At 36.1% G+C, this 19480-nt stretch carries 12 protein-coding genes and 2 tRNA genes; 7 read left to right on the top strand and 7 right to left on the bottom strand.

Annotation, left to right across the window (positions count from 1 at the left end; translation table 11 throughout):
• The first annotated feature begins 18 nt into the window (after positions 1 to 18).
• Together BUA03_RS06850 and BUA03_RS06845 are read left to right on the top strand one after the other, a co-directional pair.
• Positions 19 to 2193, top strand: coding sequence for a S46 family peptidase (locus BUA03_RS06850; RefSeq protein ID WP_139255622.1), 2175 nt, complete (start codon positions 19 to 21; stop codon positions 2191 to 2193).
• A 192-nt stretch (positions 2194 to 2385) separates the two neighbouring features.
• Positions 2386 to 2619 carry a hypothetical protein gene (locus tag BUA03_RS06845; protein WP_066080146.1) on the top strand — a complete coding sequence of 78 codons (234 nt, stop codon included), beginning with the start codon at positions 2386 to 2388 and terminating at the stop codon, positions 2617 to 2619.
• 164 nt (positions 2620 to 2783) lie between these two features.
• Here the strand turns inward: BUA03_RS06845 and BUA03_RS06840 are convergent, their stop codons facing one another.
• The 5 genes from BUA03_RS06840 to mutS form a co-directional block, all read right to left on the bottom strand.
• Positions 2784 to 3131, bottom strand: a complete 348-nt coding sequence (locus BUA03_RS06840) for a DUF1508 domain-containing protein (protein ID WP_066080149.1) — start codon at positions 3129 to 3131, stop codon at positions 2784 to 2786.
• A 622-nt stretch (positions 3132 to 3753) separates the two neighbouring features.
• Positions 3754 to 3987 carry a hypothetical protein gene (locus BUA03_RS06835; protein ID WP_066080151.1) on the bottom strand — a complete coding sequence of 78 codons (234 nt, stop codon included), beginning with the start codon at positions 3985 to 3987 and terminating at the stop codon, positions 3754 to 3756.
• Between the two features lie 185 nt (positions 3988 to 4172).
• A tRNA-Leu gene (locus tag BUA03_RS06830) sits at positions 4173 to 4258 on the bottom strand.
• A gap of 11 nt (positions 4259 to 4269) precedes the next feature.
• Positions 4270 to 4345 (bottom strand) — tRNA-Gly (locus BUA03_RS06825).
• Positions 4346 to 4566: 221 nt separating this feature from the next.
• Entirely contained in the window at positions 4567 to 7173 is a 2607-nt protein-coding gene (gene mutS, locus BUA03_RS06820; protein ID WP_066080154.1) for a DNA mismatch repair protein MutS, read from the bottom strand.
• A 159-nt stretch (positions 7174 to 7332) separates the two neighbouring features.
• Here mutS and BUA03_RS06815 point away from each other — a divergent pair, with 159 nt between their 5' ends.
• From BUA03_RS06815 to BUA03_RS06805, 3 genes are all read left to right on the top strand, one after another.
• Positions 7333 to 7782, top strand: a complete 450-nt coding sequence (locus BUA03_RS06815) for a DUF1573 domain-containing protein (protein WP_066080157.1) — start codon at positions 7333 to 7335, stop codon at positions 7780 to 7782.
• 73 nt (positions 7783 to 7855) lie between these two features.
• Positions 7856 to 8392 (top strand): RNA methyltransferase, encoded by a 537-nt coding sequence (locus BUA03_RS06810; protein WP_066080159.1) that lies wholly within the window; start codon positions 7856 to 7858, stop codon positions 8390 to 8392.
• 92 nt (positions 8393 to 8484) lie between these two features.
• The gene (locus BUA03_RS06805; RefSeq protein WP_169807442.1) at positions 8485 to 12393 is read left to right on the top strand and encodes an Ig-like domain-containing protein; all 3909 of its coding nucleotides are present in this window, start codon (positions 8485 to 8487) and stop codon (positions 12391 to 12393) included.
• A gap of 6 nt (positions 12394 to 12399) precedes the next feature.
• On the opposite strand, the gene folK is transcribed toward BUA03_RS06805, so the two are convergent.
• Complete coding sequence (folK, locus tag BUA03_RS06800; protein ID WP_066080165.1) at positions 12400 to 13536, bottom strand: 2-amino-4-hydroxy-6-hydroxymethyldihydropteridine diphosphokinase; 1137 nt, start codon at positions 13534 to 13536, stop codon at positions 12400 to 12402.
• A 138-nt stretch (positions 13537 to 13674) separates the two neighbouring features.
• Here folK and sppA point away from each other — a divergent pair, with 138 nt between their 5' ends.
• Both sppA and BUA03_RS06790 read left to right on the top strand, forming a co-directional pair.
• Positions 13675 to 15435, top strand: coding sequence for a signal peptide peptidase SppA (sppA, locus tag BUA03_RS06795; RefSeq protein WP_066080168.1), 1761 nt, complete (start codon positions 13675 to 13677; stop codon positions 15433 to 15435).
• Positions 15436 to 15729: 294 nt separating this feature from the next.
• On the top strand, positions 15730 to 18342 hold the full coding sequence (locus BUA03_RS06790; protein ID WP_066080171.1) for an AsmA-like C-terminal region-containing protein: 2613 nt from the start codon (positions 15730 to 15732) through the stop codon (positions 18340 to 18342).
• Between the two features lie 292 nt (positions 18343 to 18634).
• Here the strand turns inward: BUA03_RS06790 and BUA03_RS06785 are convergent, their stop codons facing one another.
• Positions 18635 to 19429 carry a DUF2797 domain-containing protein gene (locus BUA03_RS06785; protein WP_066080174.1) on the bottom strand — a complete coding sequence of 265 codons (795 nt, stop codon included), beginning with the start codon at positions 19427 to 19429 and terminating at the stop codon, positions 18635 to 18637.
• Positions 19430 to 19480 lie beyond the last annotated feature (51 nt).

Genomic DNA, 19480 nt, shown 5'->3' with positions numbered 1-19480 from the left:
CAAACTAAATAGATAAACATGAAATTTTTAAAACTATTCCTATTATTATTCGTCATCCAGACACAAGCCCAACAAGGAGGCATGTGGATTCCTTCCCTATTAAAAGGAATGAATGAGACAGAAATGAAAAACCTAGGCATGAAAATGTCTGTAAAAGACATTTATGATGTAAATCAGTCAAGCATGAAAGATGCTGTTCCTCATTTTAACGGAGGTTGTACCTCTGAAGTTATTTCGCCAAAAGGACTGATATTAACCAATCATCATTGTGGCTATTCCCAAATTCAATCGCACTCTACGGTAGACCACGATTACCTCACAGACGGTTTTTGGGCCTACAAAATGGAAGAAGAATTGCCAAACGAAGGTTTGACAGTTACTTTTATGGTAAAAATTGAAGATGTAACTACGTTGGTTTTAGAGGGAACTGCTGCAGTAACAAACGAAGCCGAAAAACAAAAGAAGATTCAAGAAAACATTTCAGCTTTAACCAATTCTTTACCAAAGGAAAATTGGCAGGAAAATAAAATTCGTACTTTTTATGAAGGAAACCAATACATGCTTTTTGTAACAGAGACGTTTACGGATGTCCGCCTCGTTGGTGCTCCGCCTACTTCGATAGGAAAATTTGGCTCAGATACTGACAATTGGGTTTGGCCACGTCATACAGGAGACTTTTCTTTATTCAGAATTTATGCGGACAAAAACAACCGTCCAGCAAAATATTCGAAAGATAATGTGCCCTACACTCCAAAACACTTCCTTCCTATTTCTCTTGATGGCATAGCCGAAGATGATTTTACTCTGGTATTTGGTTATCCTGGAAAAACAAACGAGTACTTGCCTGCCGTTGCAATTGAACAAATTGTAAACGAACTGAATCCGGCCAAAATCGAAATCAGAGACAAAGCCTTGAAAGTTGCCGATGGCTTTATGCGAAAAGACAACGCTATTAAAATTCAGTACGCTTCAAAATATGCGAGTATTGCCAATTATTGGAAAAAATGGATTGGCGAAACGCAAGGATTAAAAAAATCCAATGCCGTTGCCATAAAAAGAGAAACTGAAAAAGCGTTTCAGCAAAAAATAACAAAAGCAGGTAAAGAAAAAGAATACGGCACACTCTTAGCTGACTTCGAAAAAAACTATACCGAAATCGCTCCTTACGCACTCGCTAGAGACTACTTTATGGAAACCGTACAACGCAATACTGAATTGCTAAGTACTGGATACAGATTATATCAATTAGAGCAAGTTTACAAAACCAAAGGAGAACAAGCATTCACGGACAGAAAAAATAATTTAAGTAGCGGATTGGCTGATTTTTACAAAAATTTCAATGCAACGGTAGATGAAAAAGTATTTGAACAACTAATCGAGTTGTATGCCACCAAATCACCCAAACAATTTTTACCACAAAGCTTGGTAAATGTAAATGCCAAAAAATTAGCTTCGGAAATTTATTCCAAATCTAAACTTAAAAGTTACGAAGGCCTCAAAGAATTGCTATCCGGTGATGCAAATACTGTGATAACGAAACTAAATTCTGATCCAGGATTCCTTTTAGCAAAAGAATTAGCCGATAAATATGCGAAAGAAATTGCGCCAAAATACGACGACATTAACTTGACTATTACCGCATTGCAACGCACTTACATGAAAGCGCAATTAGAATTGAATACAGACGGTCGTATATTTCCAGATGCCAATAGTACTTTAAGAGTAACCTATGGAAAAGTAAAAGGATACGAACCTAAAGACGCTACGCTATACACCCCAATAACGTACTTAGATGGTGTGATGGAAAAATACATACCAGGCGATTATGAATTTGATGTCCCATCAAAATTAATTGATCTTTATAATACCAAAGATTACGGCCCATACGGTGAGAATGGAAAAATGCCAGTTTGTTTTATTGGTACAAATCACACTACAGGAGGCAATTCTGGAAGCCCTGCAATCGACGGGAATGGAAATCTAATAGGACTCAATTTTGACAGGGTTTGGGAAGGAACAATGAGCGATATATATTATGATCCTAGTATTTGTCGAAATATCATGGTAGACATACGTTACGTTTTGTTTATTATGGATAAATATGCTGGAGCAAAAAACTTAATTAGCGAATTAAAGCTAGTTCATCCAAAGAAAATTAAACCCTTGAAAAAGAAGAACTTACAACAAAAATAGCCAAAAAAAAGGCTTAACCAACGCTATCAAACAGCAATGAACCATTTGTATTAACTGGCATAATAATTGGTATTTAATTGGACGTTGACAAAAAATATTATTTTTTAAAAAAAAAATAAAAAAATATTTTACATATTAAAAAATTTATATCTTTGCCACGAATTAATAATTAACCTTTTATATTAAATTAAGATGAAAAAAGTATTTTTAAGTTTAGCTGCTGTTGCTGTATTGACTGTTGTATCATGTAAAAAAGCTGACGCTTCTGCTGAAGATTCTGCAACTGCTGTTGATTCTGCTGCTATGGTAGTTGATTCTGCTGCAATGGTAGTTGATTCTGCTGCTCAAGTTGTTGATTCTGCTGCTGCTGCTGCTACTGACGCTGCTGATGTTGCAACTGATGCTGCTGCAGAAGTAAAAAAATAATTAGAACTCAAATTCTAAAAATTTTAAAGCCATCCGCTATGCGAGATGGCTTTTTTAATTTTAAATCGTTTCTAATTCAAGAGCAGGCGTACAAAAAATATAAAAAAGGGAGTCTTGGCTAATACCAAGACTCCCTTTTTTATAGATCAATTCATCGAAAAAGCCTAGTCAATAAATACAAAATCACTAGCTGAGAAGTCCAATGTTTCTGACATCGAGCCATACCGTACTATTTCATCAATTCCTTTCTGCAATCGCAATGCGGTTGTGTATTTTCTGCTCGTTGCAAAATGATTCCCGCCCAAGATCAATTTGAAATAAAACTTTCCTCCAGAAGACTTAAACTTTAAGAAGTCAGCACTTTCAATTGTTGCTTTAAATTTTTCAATATCCTCTTCACACTCAAATTTCAACTCATAACTTAAACTTGTAAAAACAACCTTTCCCTTTCTCGAAGTGAAAACAAATTTATACTCGTCGTTGTATCTTTTACTAATAACAAAAGCTCCCATACGCTTATTTAAAATGAATTACGCCGTCAAATTCTATACGATAACACTTTGGCTTCCAAACCACATTTAAAACACTACACGAACTGTATTTTCGACAAAGACTTTAAAATGAAATTGGATTTATTGTAAAATAAAAAAAGCTCCAGACAAATTTTGAAGCATTTTAGTACTCAGAGCGACTCCGAAGCTTCGGAGTTGAACCCGCACGAACATTGCTGTTCACTGGATTTTATGTTTTGTAAAATCCAATTTGATTATTTTTAAAAAACATAACTAACTGTTTGTCATAGCCTTATTTTGTCAATATTTTTAAGAACTCTCAATCCGTAGGTTCGTCAAAGGGCTGAGTGATTTAATTGTAAAACGTTGTTCAACAGTTGCTTTATTGCAAAGTTTATTTTTCATTTCTTTCGGAATATCGTTGGCTCAAACCACTGTATTGTGAAGCTAGCGCGGAATTGTAAGCCTTAGAAAGTTCAGGAGTTAAACGATACCTGTAAATTACATATTGATTGAATGATGTTTGATTATTTAAAGGGATGCAAAAATAATAGGTATTTTTAGAAACACTTGAAGTCACCACTACTGAAATGCCTTTTAAATTCCCAGAAGCCTTTTCGATTCAGTTTGAAAAATTAAAAACATACTGATCTCCAAGAGTAACCTTACCTCCATCAAGCAATTCGCATCCGTCTATTATATCCAATCCACTTTCGTGCTCTATTTTCAATCCTTTAGTTAAGTAGTTGTATTCTTTTTGATTGATAGCAGGTCTATCTACGTTGGTATTGCCTTGCCATTTTCCTGTCCCCTGCCCTATGCAATTCAACCCTAGAAACAGCAACCCAATAAACACTATTTTTTTCGTCTAAAAAGTTATTAATTATACAATTTGGCATCTAAAAACTCCTTCATTACCACCTTGATTTGAATATGAATAGGTTCGTTTGTAGGTTCGTTTCTGATAATTAGCTCAAAAATTTTCATAAATACAACCGAACCAAAAACAAAAAAACCCTTATAAAATAAGGGTTTTCTTTGTACTCAGAGCGGGACTTGAACCCGCACGAACATTGCTGTTCACTGGATTTTAAGTCCAGCGTGTCTACCAATTTCACCATCCGAGCATTATGTGGTGTGGAGCGAAAAACGGGGCTCGAACCCGCGACCTCGACCTTGGCAAGGTCGCGCTCTACCAACTGAGCTATTTTCGCATTATTATTAAATCTAACTCTTAGACTGCGCTTCGCCGAAACTTCCTCGCGTCTATCATTTGAGCTATTTTTGCATTTTCAATTTTTTAAAAGAACCGCTATACTTGTTCTGTATTGCGGATGCAAATTTAGGACATTTATTGAATTACACAAGCCTTTTTTATAAAAAATTTACAGATAAAAGTTAACCTTCTGATTACGTAAACTTTAAAACGGAAAATTTATTTTCGCGTCAACATTCTTTTAATTTCATTGAGTTTCATTAACGCTTCCATTGGAGTTATGGTATTTATGTCCAAATTTAAAATTTCTTCTTTGATCTCTTCCAGCAAAGGATCATCCAGATTAAAAAAACTCATTTGCATGTCGTCCTGTGCCGCTTTAATCCCGTTTAAGGCATCACTAGAATGATTCTTCTCCAATTTTTTTAAGAGCTTTTGTGCTTTCAAAATTACAATCTGCGGCATTCCAGCCATCTTTGCCACATGTATTCCAAAACTATGCGCACTGCCTCCTTTTACTAACTTCCGGATGAAAAGTACCGTATCTTTCAATTCCTTCACAGCCACATTATAATTTTGAATTCGGGGTAATGATTCACTCATTTCATTCAATTCATGATAATGGGTTGCAAATAAGGTTTTTGGCTTAGAGGGATGCTCATGCAAAAACTCCGCAATAGCCCATGCGATAGAAATCCCGTCGTAGGTACTCGTTCCTCTACCAATTTCATCTAACAGCACTAGACTACGATCCGAAATATTATTCAAGATAGAAGCCGTTTCGTTCATTTCGACCATAAAAGTCGACTCTCCCATCGAAATATTATCGCTGGCTCCAACTCTAGTAAATATTTTATCGACAATCCCCATTCGTACGCTTTCTGCAGGCACAAAACTTCCCATTTGAGACAACAACACAATCAAAGCGGTTTGACGCAAAATAGCTGACTTTCCAGACATGTTAGGACCAGTAATCATAATGAGTTGCTGTGTTTCTCGATCTAAAAAAACATCATTAGCAATATAAGGCATCCCTAGCGGTAATTGTTTTTCGATAACGGGATGTCTCCCATTTTTAATTTCCAGCTCGAATGTCTCGTCGAGTTCCGGGCAAACATATTTGTTCTCAATGGCCAATTGTGTAAAGGAACACAAACAGTCCAATTGAGCAATTAAATTCGCATTCATTTGCACCGGCTTAATGTACGTGGCAATCCAACTGACCAACTGCTCAAATAACTCTACTTCAATTTTGTGAATTTTTTCTTCGGCACCCAGAATTTTGGTTTCATATTCCTTTAACTCTTCAGTAATATAGCGTTCTGCATTGACCAAGGTTTGTTTCCGAATCCATTCAGTTGGAACTTTATCTTTGTGCAAGTTTCTCACTTCAATATAATATCCAAACACGTTATTAAAAGAGATTTTCAAAGAGGAAATTCCTGTCAGTTGTGATTCTCGTTTTTCAATTCCTTCTAAAAATTCCTTTCCTGAAATGGAAATGGCTCGCAAATCGTCTAATTCGGCATTGATTCCTTTGGCAATCGCATTTCCTTTGGCAATCGTTACTGGAGCATCTTGATTTAAAACTGTTTTTATTTTTTCACGCAACAATTCGCAACTATGCAAACTATCACCGATTACTTTTACAGCTTCTTGCGGACTTTCCAAAGCCAATGTTTTTATTGGAATAATCGCGTCTAAGGATTCTTTGAGATAAACCACTTCGCGAGGCGATACTTTTCCGGCTGCAATTTTTGAAATCAAACGCTCTAAATCGGAAATTTGCTTAATTTGAATCTGAATATTTTTGAGAACATCTTGATTATCTTTCAAATAGGAAACCACTTCGTGACGGCTTTTTATTTTAGAACCGTCTTTCAAAGGCAGCGCCAGCCAACGTTTTAACAAACGACCACCCATTGGCGAAAGCGTTTTATCGATAACATCGAGCAAGGTAACCGCATTTGGATTATAACTGTGGTACAACTCCAGATTGCGAATTGTAAACCGATCCATCCAGACATAAGCATCTTCGGCAATGCGCTGAATCGCTGTTATGTGCTGTACTCTATTGTGTTGGGTTTCGGACAAATAATACAAAATAGCGCCCGAAGCAATAATTCCTTCTTTGAGCTCTTCGATTCCAAATCCTTTCAAAGAAACGGTTTGAAAATGTTTAGTCAAGGTTTCGAAGGCGTAATCTTCCTTATAAATCCAGTCTTCGAGATAAAAACTATGATAATCCTCTCCAAAAATTTCTCGAAAATCATTTTTATTGTTTTTTGGAATCAAAACCTCACTTGGGTTAAAATTCTGTAACAGTTTATCAATGTATTCCGCATTGCCTTGCGCAGTTAAAAATTCACCGGTGGAAACATCAAGAAAGGAAATTCCTATAGATTTATTAGCAAAATAAATGGATGCTAAAAAGTTATTCGTTTTAGATTGTAAAACCCCATCATTCAAAGAAACCCCGGGAGTCACAAGTTCAGTAACACCGCGCTTCACGATAGTTTTGGTCATTTTTGGATCTTCTAACTGATCGCAAATTGCAACACGAAGTCCAGCCTTGACCAATTTAGGTAAATAGGTATTTAAGGAATGATGCGGAAAACCCGCCAAAGCTGTTTCCGTCTCAGAACCCGCTCCACGCTTGGTCAATACAATTCCTAAAATTTTAGAAGCACGAACGGCGTCTTCACCAAATGTCTCATAAAAATCTCCCACACGAAACAAAAGACAAGCATCAGGATACTTTCTTTTTATTTCGTTATATTGTTTCATTAACGGTGTTTCCTTAACTACTTTATCTTTAGATGCCAATGTTTTGTATTTGAAAATTAAATAAATTTAAGCGAATTTATAGATTTTAAAACAAAAATGCGATCTACACTAAAAATTAAACTATTTTTTTAAGAAAAAATTAAGGCGGAAATTCTAATTTTTATATAGATTTGTGGATATTTATAAAATTAAACACCGATGAAAAAAATAATTGCTCTAGCCCTGCTAGTTACTCTAGGAGTTACTACTTCTAACGCACAAGAAACAACTAAAAAATTAAAAGCGACCAATACTAAACTTGCTACTGCAAAAGTAAATGGAGCTGGAATGGTGTTCGTTACAGAGACGATTGATTATGGCACAGTCGCTTACAACTCTGACGGCCGACGTGAATTTGTATTCACTAATAATGGCAACAAACCCTTAATCATAACCAATGCTCAAGGTTCATGTGGTTGTACTGTACCAACCTACCCAAAAGAGCCAATTGCACCAGGTGCAAAAGGAATTATTGGAGTAAAATATGATACTTCAAGAGCGGGTCAAGCATTTACAAAAACAGTAACTTTGACAACTAATGCTGTTGTACCAAGTAAAACACTTACAATAAAAGGAAATGTTTTGGCTGCTGATGCTACAAAAAGCTAAATTTTAAAAAACAATAAAAAAAGCTCCCCTCCTTGTCGGGAGCTTTTTTATGCATAATAATTCCAAAAAAAATATGAGAAAGCTTGAAAACAGCGAATTAGAAAGAAAATCCATTACAGCTTTTAAGGAGTCTAAAAAAACACCCCTTATTTTGGTCTTAGATGATATTCGCAGCTTGCATAATATCGGTTCTGTTTTTAGAACTGCTGATGCTTTTTTAATTGAAAAAATTTATTTGTGCGGCATCACTGCTACTCCTCCTAATAAAGAAATTCACAAAACGGCCCTTGGAGCCACAGAAACAGTTGTTTGGGAACATCAGAAAAATGTATTAGAAGTCATTGAAAATTTAAAAAAAGAAAATGTAACGACACTGGCTATTGAACAAGTGGAGAGTGCCGTTTTTTTGCAAGATTTTAAAGTTGAAAAAGACAAAAAATACGCCTTAGTTTTTGGGAATGAAGTGTATGGTGTTTCCCAAGAAGCAGTTGCATTGTGCGATGGTTCTATCGAAATCCCACAATTAGGCACTAAACATTCTTTAAATATATCCGTGAGCGCAGGAATTGTGGTTTGGGATTTATTTTCTAAAATGAATTGGCCGCAATAAAATTATTTTTTTTATTATAAAACTCATACTTTTATAAAATGAGATTTAGTACTTTTTTAAAAATAACTTTACTGTTTTTAATGTTTGCTCCAATGGCAAATTACTCCGCCATTCCCATTTACATAAAAAATAATAAATGTACTGCAAGTGAAAAAGAAATAAAATCAACATTTATTGAAAACCCGCCCAAGATTACGGCTTCAGGTAATCAAATCTTTTGCCCAGGAAATTCCTTAAAAATTATAACCGACGTAAACATCATCGGTTCTAACGTCGACGACACTGGAGCAGATGCTATTTACATTCAGATCTCGTCGGGATATGTTAATGGGCAGGATTTAATCCAATTGGCCAATCCCGCATCACACCCAAAAATCACCTTTGACTGGAATTCTACCGAAGGAAAACTAAAATTATCAAGTCCAATTATTGGAGCAGAAGTATTGTATGAAGACTTTATTAATGCGATAAAAGATGTTGTTTTCACTAATTCCTCTACTACTCCGTCAGGGATAAGGAAATTCTCAATAACAATAGGGCAAGCAAATTATTTACCTCGCAACGGTCATTATTATCAATATGTGCCGAATTTAGGCATCAACTGGACAGTAGCAAAAGTAGCAGCTGAAACAAGTCTTTATTATGGTCTTAAAGGATATTTAGCAACAATTACAGCCCAAGATGAAGCACAACTAGCAGGAAAACAAGCCCCTGGAGCCGGATGGATTGGCGGTAGTGATGCGGAAACAGAGGGCGTTTGGAAGTGGGTAACAGGACCAGAAGCGGGAACTACTTTCTGGAATGGACTAGCAAATGGTACAGCAACTCCACCTTTTAATTTTGCCTTTTGGAATACTAATGAACCCAATCAAGCATTAAACGAGGATTACGCGCACATAACAGCTCCTTCTGTTGGAAATCCTGGATCATGGAATGATTTATCAAATACGGGAGCAACAAGCGGCAATTATCAACCCAAAGGATATATTGTGGAATATGGCGGAATGACCGGAGATCCTGTTCTTCAAATCTCAGCTAGTACAACAATCACAATTCCTACAATAACATCTATAATACCTAATTCAAGATGCGGATCCGGGCAAGTTGCACTGAAAGCTACAGCCACAGATGGAATAATAAATTGGTATGCTACTCCCTCAGGTGGTGCGTCATTAGCAACCGGCGAAACTTATAGTCCAGTCATAACAAGCACAGCAACGTACTATATAGATGCAGGATGCTCCGCTTCCAGAACCGCCATAATTGCGACCCTAATAAATGTACCAGATGCACCAAGTGTAGTCTCGCCTATTTCCTATTGTCAAAATGAAACTCCTGCCGTTTTGGCTGCAACTGCAACTCCAAATTGCACGTTAAATTGGTACACCACGGCAACGGGTGGAACTTCAAATGCAACAAGACCTATTCCGTCAACCACAACAAGTGGCACAACATCCTATTTTGTGAGCCAAACGAATGCCACAGGTTGCGAAGGACCTCGTTCTGAAATAAAAGTAACCATTAACGCTCTGCCTTTGGCTCCAGAAATCAGTACTATTAGTTACTGTAAAAATGAAACAGCAGTGCCTTTATCAGCAACGGCAGCTACAAATTGTACCTTAAATTGGTATACTGTAGCAACGGGTGGAACATCAAGTACAACAGGTCCTACTCCAACAACAACAATTGCAGGTATTACCTCTTATTTTGTAAGTCAAACTAGTAGCATTACGGATTGCGAAGGACCTCGTTCTGAAATAAAAGTAACCATTAACGTCCGCCCTTCGGCTCCAGAAGTAAGTAACATTAGTTATTGTAAAAATGAAACGGCAGTCCCTATAGTTGCAACGACAGCTACAAATTGTACCTTAAATTGGTACGCCGTAGCAACGGGCGGAACATCAAGTGCAACCAGCCCTACGCCATCGACTGTAACAGAAGGTTCAACATCTTATTTCGTAAGTCAAACCGATAGCACTACTGGATGTGAAGGTCCTAGAGCGGAACTAATAGCCACTGTAAATGCGCTTCCTGTTGTGGTCAATATCACTATTTCTCAATGTGATACCGATGCAATTCCAGATGGCAAAACCTTGTTTAATTTAAGAGTGAATAATAGTGTAATTTCGGAAAATTATAACGAGGAAACTTTTACCTATTACACAACTCAGAATGGTGCAAATAATGCGTTAGCTTCGGATTTAATTGCAAATGATTTGTCCTTTGAAAATACAACTGCTACCACAACTACAATCTGGGTAAGAGTAGCCAACAATACGACAAGGTGTCCTAGCGTTGCTGAAATAATACTAAAAGTGTCAGCCACTAACATTGATCCAAACTATAAATTTCCAATGCTAGCGGTGTGTGATGATACTCTAGACCTCAATGGGAACGACACTAGTGACAACAATAAAAGAGATGGAGTGGCCTCCTTTGACTTGACCACCTCTAAAGCTGCAATAGAATCAAAATTACCTCCCACTGATGTTTACACTATTTCGTATTATAGAAACGAACAAGAAGCTTTACAAGAGGTCAATAGCATAACTAACTTATCCAATTACAGGAACATTGGCTATCCAAATTTGCAGGATATCTGGGTTCGTATTGACAGTAATTTAGATAATGCTTGTTACGGCTTAGGTCCTTATATCACTTTAAAAGTCGAAGCGTTGCCCAAGGCAAATTTAGTTTTGATTCCAAAGCAATGTGATGACAATCAAGATGGAATATTTACTTTTAATACTTCTACTCTTGAAAACGATTTGTTGAACGGACAATCCAATGCAACGGTGACTTATTTTGACCAAAATAATAATCCCCTTAAAGATTCCGATGGAAATAGCATTACCAGTCCATTCCCAGCCACTTTCTCAAGCACTTCTCAAACTATAAAAGCTGTCGTTACTACTAATTCCACTTTGCAGTGTTTTGACGCAACAACTATTGTCTTTACAGTGGATGATTTACCAGAGGCATTTAGCATTCCACTAGTCTTGACGACGGTTTGCGATGACGAGCCAAATCCATCGCTCCAAGATGGAAAATTTGCGTTTGACACCACTTCATACGAATCCATTATTTTAGGGGGACAAACCGGAATGATTACTACATATTTTGATCAAAATGGTACTTTGTTATCAAGTCCATTACCAAATCCATTTGTAACTGAAAGTCAAAAAATTATCGTTTCCGTTGAAAATCCATTAAATAGCATCTGTACTGCTACAACCACAATAAATTTTGTGGTTAATCCAATTCCAAACATTGATTTAAATTTAGACGGAGCGTCAAATGAGTTGGTTTGCTCGAACCTTCCCGCTTTTTTTGTGACGCTAAACGCAGGAATACGGGACAACAGCGCTGTGAGTGACTACAGTTATATATGGAAAAAAGACGGAACTAATTTGGATAATAACGCTCCAACACTGGGTGTAAATACTGTGGGAGTGTACACCGTTGAAGTACTAAATACTACGGGATGCAGTCGCATTCGAACGGTAACTGTCAACGCTTCGAACGTTGCAACTATTGACTCTATTGACATTGTAGACTTGACGGATAGCAATACCGTGACAATCAATACTTCCGGAGCTGGAGACTATGAATACAGCTTGGATGACCCTACTAATTTTTGGCAAGACTCCAATTTCTTTGATAATGTACCTGCTGGAATTCACCAGGTTTTCATCAATGACAAAAATGGCTGCGGAATCACTTCTAAAGAAATAGTGGTTGTGGGCATCCCTAAATATTTTACTCCAAATAATGATTCTTACAATGATGTGTGGGGAATTAAAGGATTATCAAAATATCCTTCAGCAGTGGTAAACATTTTTGATCGTTTTGGAAAACTGATTGTTACTTTGAATGCTAGTAATCCTAGCTGGGACGGAACCGTTAATGGAAATCCCCTCCCTTCCTCTGATTATTGGTACGCTATAACCTTAGAAAAGGATAAATCTGCGCTTCAGGGCCATTTTACTTTGAAAAGATAAAATATTTTATTTACTAATTTTCTTTTGTATTTCCTCTAAAATATAAAGATAATCTTCTTGATTTTTTACAAAATCCCGATCCGAAACATCAATTATCAAAACATTCAAATCGGTTTGTGATTTAATATAATCCAGATAACCACTATTGATTTTATCTAAATATTCTGCTGGGATTTTTTGTTCATAGCTTCTGCCGCGTTTCTTTATATTTTGCAACAGCCGTTCTGAATTCTGATACAAATAAATATATAAATCTGGCTTTGGCATTTCTCTGTAAATGATGTCAAATAGATTGCGATACAAGCGATATTCATCTTCAGCCAATGTTATTTTGGCAAAAATCAGCGATTTAAAAATATGATAATCGGCAACCAGAAAGTCTTTAAACAAATCAAATTGCGCTAAATCATCGGATAATTGCTGGTATCTATCTGCCAGAAATGACATTTCAAGTGGAAATGCGTATCGATTTTGGTCTTTATAAAATTTGGGTAAAAATGGATTATCTGCGAAACGTTCTAACACGGTTTTCGCATTGAAATCCTCAGAAATTTTTGTAGCCAAAGTAGTTTTCCCCGCTCCAATGTTCCCTTCAAAGGCAACATAATTGAATTGCTCCAGCGGAATATTTCGCAAAGGCTGTCTCAACTCCTGCACAATAGTACAAACACTTTCATCTGGTGACAAAAGGATCAATTCCGATATGTTTTTTTGAAGAACGGGATGTTTCCAATCCAATGCTAAATCCTGAACAGGCAGCAATACAAAATTCCTGTTCTGCATTAACGGATGTGGAATTTGGAGTTTTTCAGTGGTAATAATTTCTAAATCAAATGCAATCAAATCAATATCAATCGTGCGGGATTGATAGCCTTGTGTAGTGTTTCGCAAACGCCCCAATCGTTTTTCGATTTTCAGCACCTGGTTCAGAATTTTAGCTGCGGAGCTAAAAGTATGCAAAACCAATGCGCAATTATAAAAAGTAGCACTTTCAAATCCCCAAGCGGGCGTTTCGTACAATCTGGAAACTTTGATAACCGTCCCAACTTCCTGATGTATCCATTCTAAGCAGCGCTCGATATTTTCCAAACGATTGCCTTCATTACTCCCTATCGATAAAATAACCTGATGCTGTGATTTCATAATTAGGTGCAAATTAACTAAAAGAATTTTAGAATTAGCAATATATTTGCATCGGGCATTGATAAATAAACTAGAAAAGTCCAAACGACTGTATGTAACATTTTCTAGTTTTTTACGACCTATCAAAAAAATATAATTATGAAATTTTTAGGCAATGTACTAGCGACTTTTATAGGGATTTTTGTTTTTTTCATGCTGTCCTTTTTTGGAATTATACTCATTGGAGCGCTATTTGGTGGTGAATCAGAAGGTGTTGTTGTAAAAAACAATTCTGTAATTGAATTAAACTTGGAAGACATTCAAAATGATTATGCCGGAAAATATAAAGATCCTTGGGTAACTATTTTTTCAGAAAATAAAAGAATAGGACTAATTGATATCATCAATGCGATTGAGGAGGCAAAAACGGATAGCGATATTAAAGGAATTTCTATTTTAAACAACGCTTCATCTTTAGGAATGGCACAAAGTAAGGCATTACGAGATGCGTTAGAAAGTTTTAAAAAATCAGGAAAATTTGTAATGGCGTATGCCAATTCGTATTCTCAAAAAGAATATTATTTGAACTCCGTTGCCAGCCCAATTTATATAAATCCAGTTGGAGAGATGGATTTTAAGGGATTATCATCTGAAATCATGTTTTTTAAAGATTTTCAGGAAAAATCAGGCGTAAAAATGGAGGTGATTCGTCATGGCAAGTATAAAAGTGCGGTGGAACCCTTTTTAGAGAATAAAATGAGTGATGCTAATAGAGAGCAAACTACTGCTTTATTGAATTCCGTTTGGAATTCGATCACTGCTGATATTTCTAAAAGCCGAAATATATCCGTGATAAAACTGAATGAAATTGCAAATGGACTTCTCGCAAGAACACCAGAAATGGCCAAGGGTCAAAGATTAGTCGATATTATTGCTTATGAAGATGTATATCACAATGCCATCAGAAAAGCACTTAAAGTCGCCAATGACGAAGAATACAATAGCGTATCTGTTGTAGATTATGCTCAAAAAGTAGCCACTACATCGCAAACTTTTGATAGCGCTAATGAAATAGCCATTATCTATGCGCAAGGCGAAATCATGAGCGGGGAAGGCGATGTCAACGTTATTGGGGAAGGTTCTATGCGTCGCTCGTTACAAGAAGCCAGAAAGAACAAAAATGTAAAAGCAATTGTACTCCGTATTGACAGCCCAGGCGGAAGTGCCTTAACATCCGATTTGATCTGGAGGGAAATTGAGCTGACTAAAAAAGTAAAACCAATAGTCGTTTCTATGGGGAATTATGCAGCATCAGGTGGTTATTATATTGCTTGTAATGCCAACACCATTTTTGCCGAAGCCAATACCATTACTGGCTCCATAGGCGTTTTTGGCATACTCCCTAATTTCACCCCATTAGCAACCAAAATCGGAATTTATACAGAACAAGTTAAAACACACGAAAATTCAGCGAATTACAGTCCCTTTGTCCCTTTGGATGAAAAATTCAAAGCGGTTACTTTAGAAGGTGTTGAGCACATTTACAAAACTTTTGTCAACCACGTAGCACAAGGTAGAAAAATGACATTTGCACAAGTTGATGCTATCGCGCAAGGCCGCGTTTGGACGGGTTCAGAAGCACTTAAAATTGGACTTGTAGATAAAATTGGCGGATTGGATGATGCGATAGTGAAAGCAGCGTCTTTAGCTAAAATAAAAAAATACAGCACTCAAAATTATCCTGAATATGAGAAAAATTTCAATGATTTATTGGCAAATCTACCCTTTGTAAAATCGAAAGCAACTTTTATAAAAGAAGAGATTGGCGAAGAAAATTATCGCATTTTACAAGAAATCAAAAGAGTGCAAACTCGAGCTGGAATTCAAGCAATACTGCCGTTTGAATTGAACATCAACTAGCAAATCGAATACCCGACAGAAAATCCGTTTAAATAATTATTTGAACGGATTTTTTAATTAAATATCACATATTCAATCTGTACAACGCATCCGGAATCCGACCACTTTCATCTAAAACGAACAATACACCAGTCCTTCAAAATATCAAGATGGCGACCTTATTAAAGTAAATAGTATGAAAGCAATGAAATGCTATTTAGCAAAATCATAAAAACACTTAAATTATAATGCTTATTTTTGTGGGGAAGTGGGCACCATTTTTGCTGAACATATAAAAATAAAGAAAATCAAATTATGCTAAAGACAATTTTAAAAATTATTGGAGCGCTTATTATCCTGTTCTTAGTCGCATTATTTACAATTCCTTACTTTTTTAAGGATCAAATAAAAGCTAAAATTGTGGAAGCTATTAATGAAAAGGTAGATGCTCGAGTTGCTTTTTCGGATGTGGATTTAAGCTTAATAAAAAGCTTTCCTAGTGCAAATGTCATGTTGAAACAATTAGTTGTGATCAACAAAGCTCCTTTTGAAGGAGACACCTTAGTTTTCTTAGGCGAGCTAGATTTAAAAATGTCCATCAAAGAATTATTCAAAGACAAAAATGAACCGCTTACTATTGATGCAATTACTTCTAAAAATGGATTAATCAATATTATTTTTAACAAAGATGGTCTGGGAAATTACGACATCGCTCTAAAAAATAAGGAAGGTAAAAAAGGTAGCAAGAGCAATCCTTTATCCTTGAAAATTAAGAATTATAATGTTGAAAACTTTAAGTTTCGCTATTTTGATGAAAAATCAAAAATCAAAATGGAAATCGACAGTATAAACCATGAAGGCATTGGTGATTTTACAAAACAAAAACTGGATTTGGTAACTCAATCAACCGCAAAAATCACGTTAGACTTAGGCAAGGTCAATTATATGAAAGATATTTCCTTGACTTTAGATGCTGTTTTAGGCATTGATTTAGCAAAGAGTCAATACACTTTCAAGGAAAACAAAGCGCTTATTAATCAATTGCCTTTGGAATTTGATGGTTTTATTCAAATGGTAGAAACGGGTCAAGTCTATGATTTAAAATTTAAAACGCCCACTTCTTCCTTTAAAAATTTCTTAGCGGTAATTCCTGCGGCTTATGCAGCGAGCTTAAACAACGTAAAAACAACGGGCGACTTTACTGTTGTGGGTTTTGCCAAGGGATTGTACTCTGATACGAGCGTTCCAAAATTTAATATCGAAATTGCCTCAAAAAATGCGTCCTTCAAATATCCTGACTTACCAAAAACAGTTCAAAATATAATAATTGACACTAAAATTGTAAATGAAACTGGCATTTTAAACGATACTTATGTAAATGTAGACCAACTTTCTTTTCAAATAGACCAAGATGTTTTCAATGCTAAGGCGACTATTAGCAACATTACTCAAAACGCAATTGTTGCTGCGGTGTTAAAAGGCACCATCAATTTAGCTAATGTTTCTAAGGCATATCCTATAAAGTTAGACAAACCGCTATCCGGAATTTTAAAGGCCGATGTAACGACAAAATTTGATATGCAATCCGTGGAAAAAAGTCAGTATGAAAATATAAACAATGCGGGAACCATGAGTTTGTCCAGTTTTAATTATGTGGATGAAAACGGAAAAGGAATGAACATTAGTACAGCATTAGTAGAATTTAATCCGAGTCAAGTTAATTTAAAACAACTGAATGCAACCACCGGAAAGAGTGACATTAGCGTAACGGGAGTTTTAGAGAATTTCTACGGATTTATTTTTAGAAACCAAGAATTAAAAGGAAACTTCTACATGGACTCGAAGCAACTAGCTGTTGATGATTTTATGACAACTGGCGAGACTCCTAAAAACGGAACTTCAACTGCTAAAAAACCGGATGCAATGAAAATCCCAGCTTTTCTAAATTGTACGCTTACCGCAAATGCGACTACGGTTTTATACGACAATTTGACGTTGAAAGACGTATCTGGAAAGCTAATCGTGAAAGATGAAAAAGTGACATTAGAAAATGTAAAAACATCTATTTTTGGAGGAACTATTGGCGTAAATGGGGCGGTTTCTACCAAAGGGAAAACGCCTGTTTTTACTATGGATTTAGAATTAAACCAGGTTGATATTGCGCAGTCATTCACGCAACTGGATATGTTGAAAAAAATTGCACCAATCGCAGGAATCATCAACGGCAGATTGAACTCAAACATCAAATTAAACGGAAATTTGGATGCAACAGAATTCACACCAGATTTAAAAACGCTTACTGGAGATTTACTAGGACAACTACTATCGACCACCGTAAACGCCAGTAATTCGACCTTACTGACTGCTTTAGGTTCTAACTTGAAATTCATTGATGTCAGCAAAATCAATTTGAATGATTTGAAAGCTGCCATTACTTTCAAAGATGGAAAAGTAAATGTAAAACCATTTGACATCAAATATAAAGATATTAAAGCAACCGTTGGCGGTACTCACGGTTTTGACCAAAGCATGAATTACAATTTAAAATTTGATGTTCCTGCTAAATATTTGGGTTCAGAAGCGAATGCACTGATAGCAAAACTATCTGCGGCTGATGCGGCTAAATTAGAAAGTTTCCCTATAAATGCTGTATTATCAGGTAATTTTACAAATCCTAAGATCACAACGGATATTAATACGGCAGTAACTAAACTCACAACGCAACTTGTTAACCAACAAAAAGAAAGACTTGTAAAACAAGGAACTTCAGCACTAACAGATTACATCAATAAAAATACAAAGCCAGGAGACACTACAAAAACTGCGACTCCTACAACCAAAGAAGAGGTTAAGGCAAAAGCTACTGATTTATTAAATGGATTGTTCAACAAGAAGAAAAAAGTAATCGATACGACCAAAGTCAATTAAAATGACTTTTTAAAATAGCAAAAAGAGGAATCACAACAGCTGTGATTCCTCTTTTTTGATTTTTAGTGATTTTTAATCGAGCACAAGTATCAGAAATAGGGTTCAAAGAACAATGCTTCTTGTGCGAGTGCTAATTTTCTTAAGTTACATGTCTCGCGTAAGGGGTGGAAGCGGCATCCTTTTATGGCTCTCGTTTTTTAACGAGAGCCATAAAAGATACAGCGGACGACCCGACCCATTTGAAAAATATTTTTCTTATTTTTTCAAATGGGTTACGCCAAAATAAATGTACTTATACTTTGACAGTAACCACATACCCCTCGGAACCACGAACATTAAAAACTGTTCCGTCTTCAAAAAGTAAATATTGCCCTTTGATGCCCGATAATTTCCCTTGAAAATGAGGCGTTTTGTCTAAACTTAAGCTGGTTACTTTTGTTGGATATTCTAAAACGGGATAGTGCATCTGATAGAGGTCGGTTTTTTGAGAATAGAAATATTCCTGAACTTCGGTTGGAATCCAGTTTTCCAGTTTCAACCTCTCGACAACAAGGTCTACATGCTCCACGGTATTGGTTAGCATTTTTCTCCAATTAGTCTTATCGGCATAATGATTTTTCAAGGCAACTTCGGTTATTCCTGCCAGATACCGGTTGGGTACTTCCACAATCGATATCGCTTCGTTTGCGCCCTGATCAATCCATCGGGTGGGCATTTGGGTTTTGCGGGTCACGCCTACTTTAACTTCACTAGATAAAGCCAGATAGACAATATGCGGTTGCAGTTGTACCTTTTCTTCATAAGCTAAATCTCGATCCTGAATTCCTAGATGCGCCGTACTTAACTCGGGTTTCATAATCCAATCTCCTACAGCTGGACTAGAATAAAAACAATCATAGCAAAACCCCTGACGAAATATTTTTTTCTTTTTTCCGCAATTCAGACACTGATATCCTATAAAATTAATTTCTAAGTTTTTGTTCAGCAATTGGTTTACATTCAAAAAACTATTTTTAAAAACCAGATAATATTGAATTGGATTTCCAAATTCAGTTTGCATTTTTTTGAGTACACCTTCGTAAGTCATTGTGATTTTATATTGTTGATTAACGATTTTAGATTTAGCGATCCACTTGTA

It is taken from the genome of Flavobacterium fryxellicola (assembly GCF_900143245.1).
GTDB lineage: Bacteria > Bacteroidota > Bacteroidia > Flavobacteriales > Flavobacteriaceae > Flavobacterium > Flavobacterium fryxellicola.
This window is presented reverse-complemented; position numbering and strand designations above follow the sequence as displayed.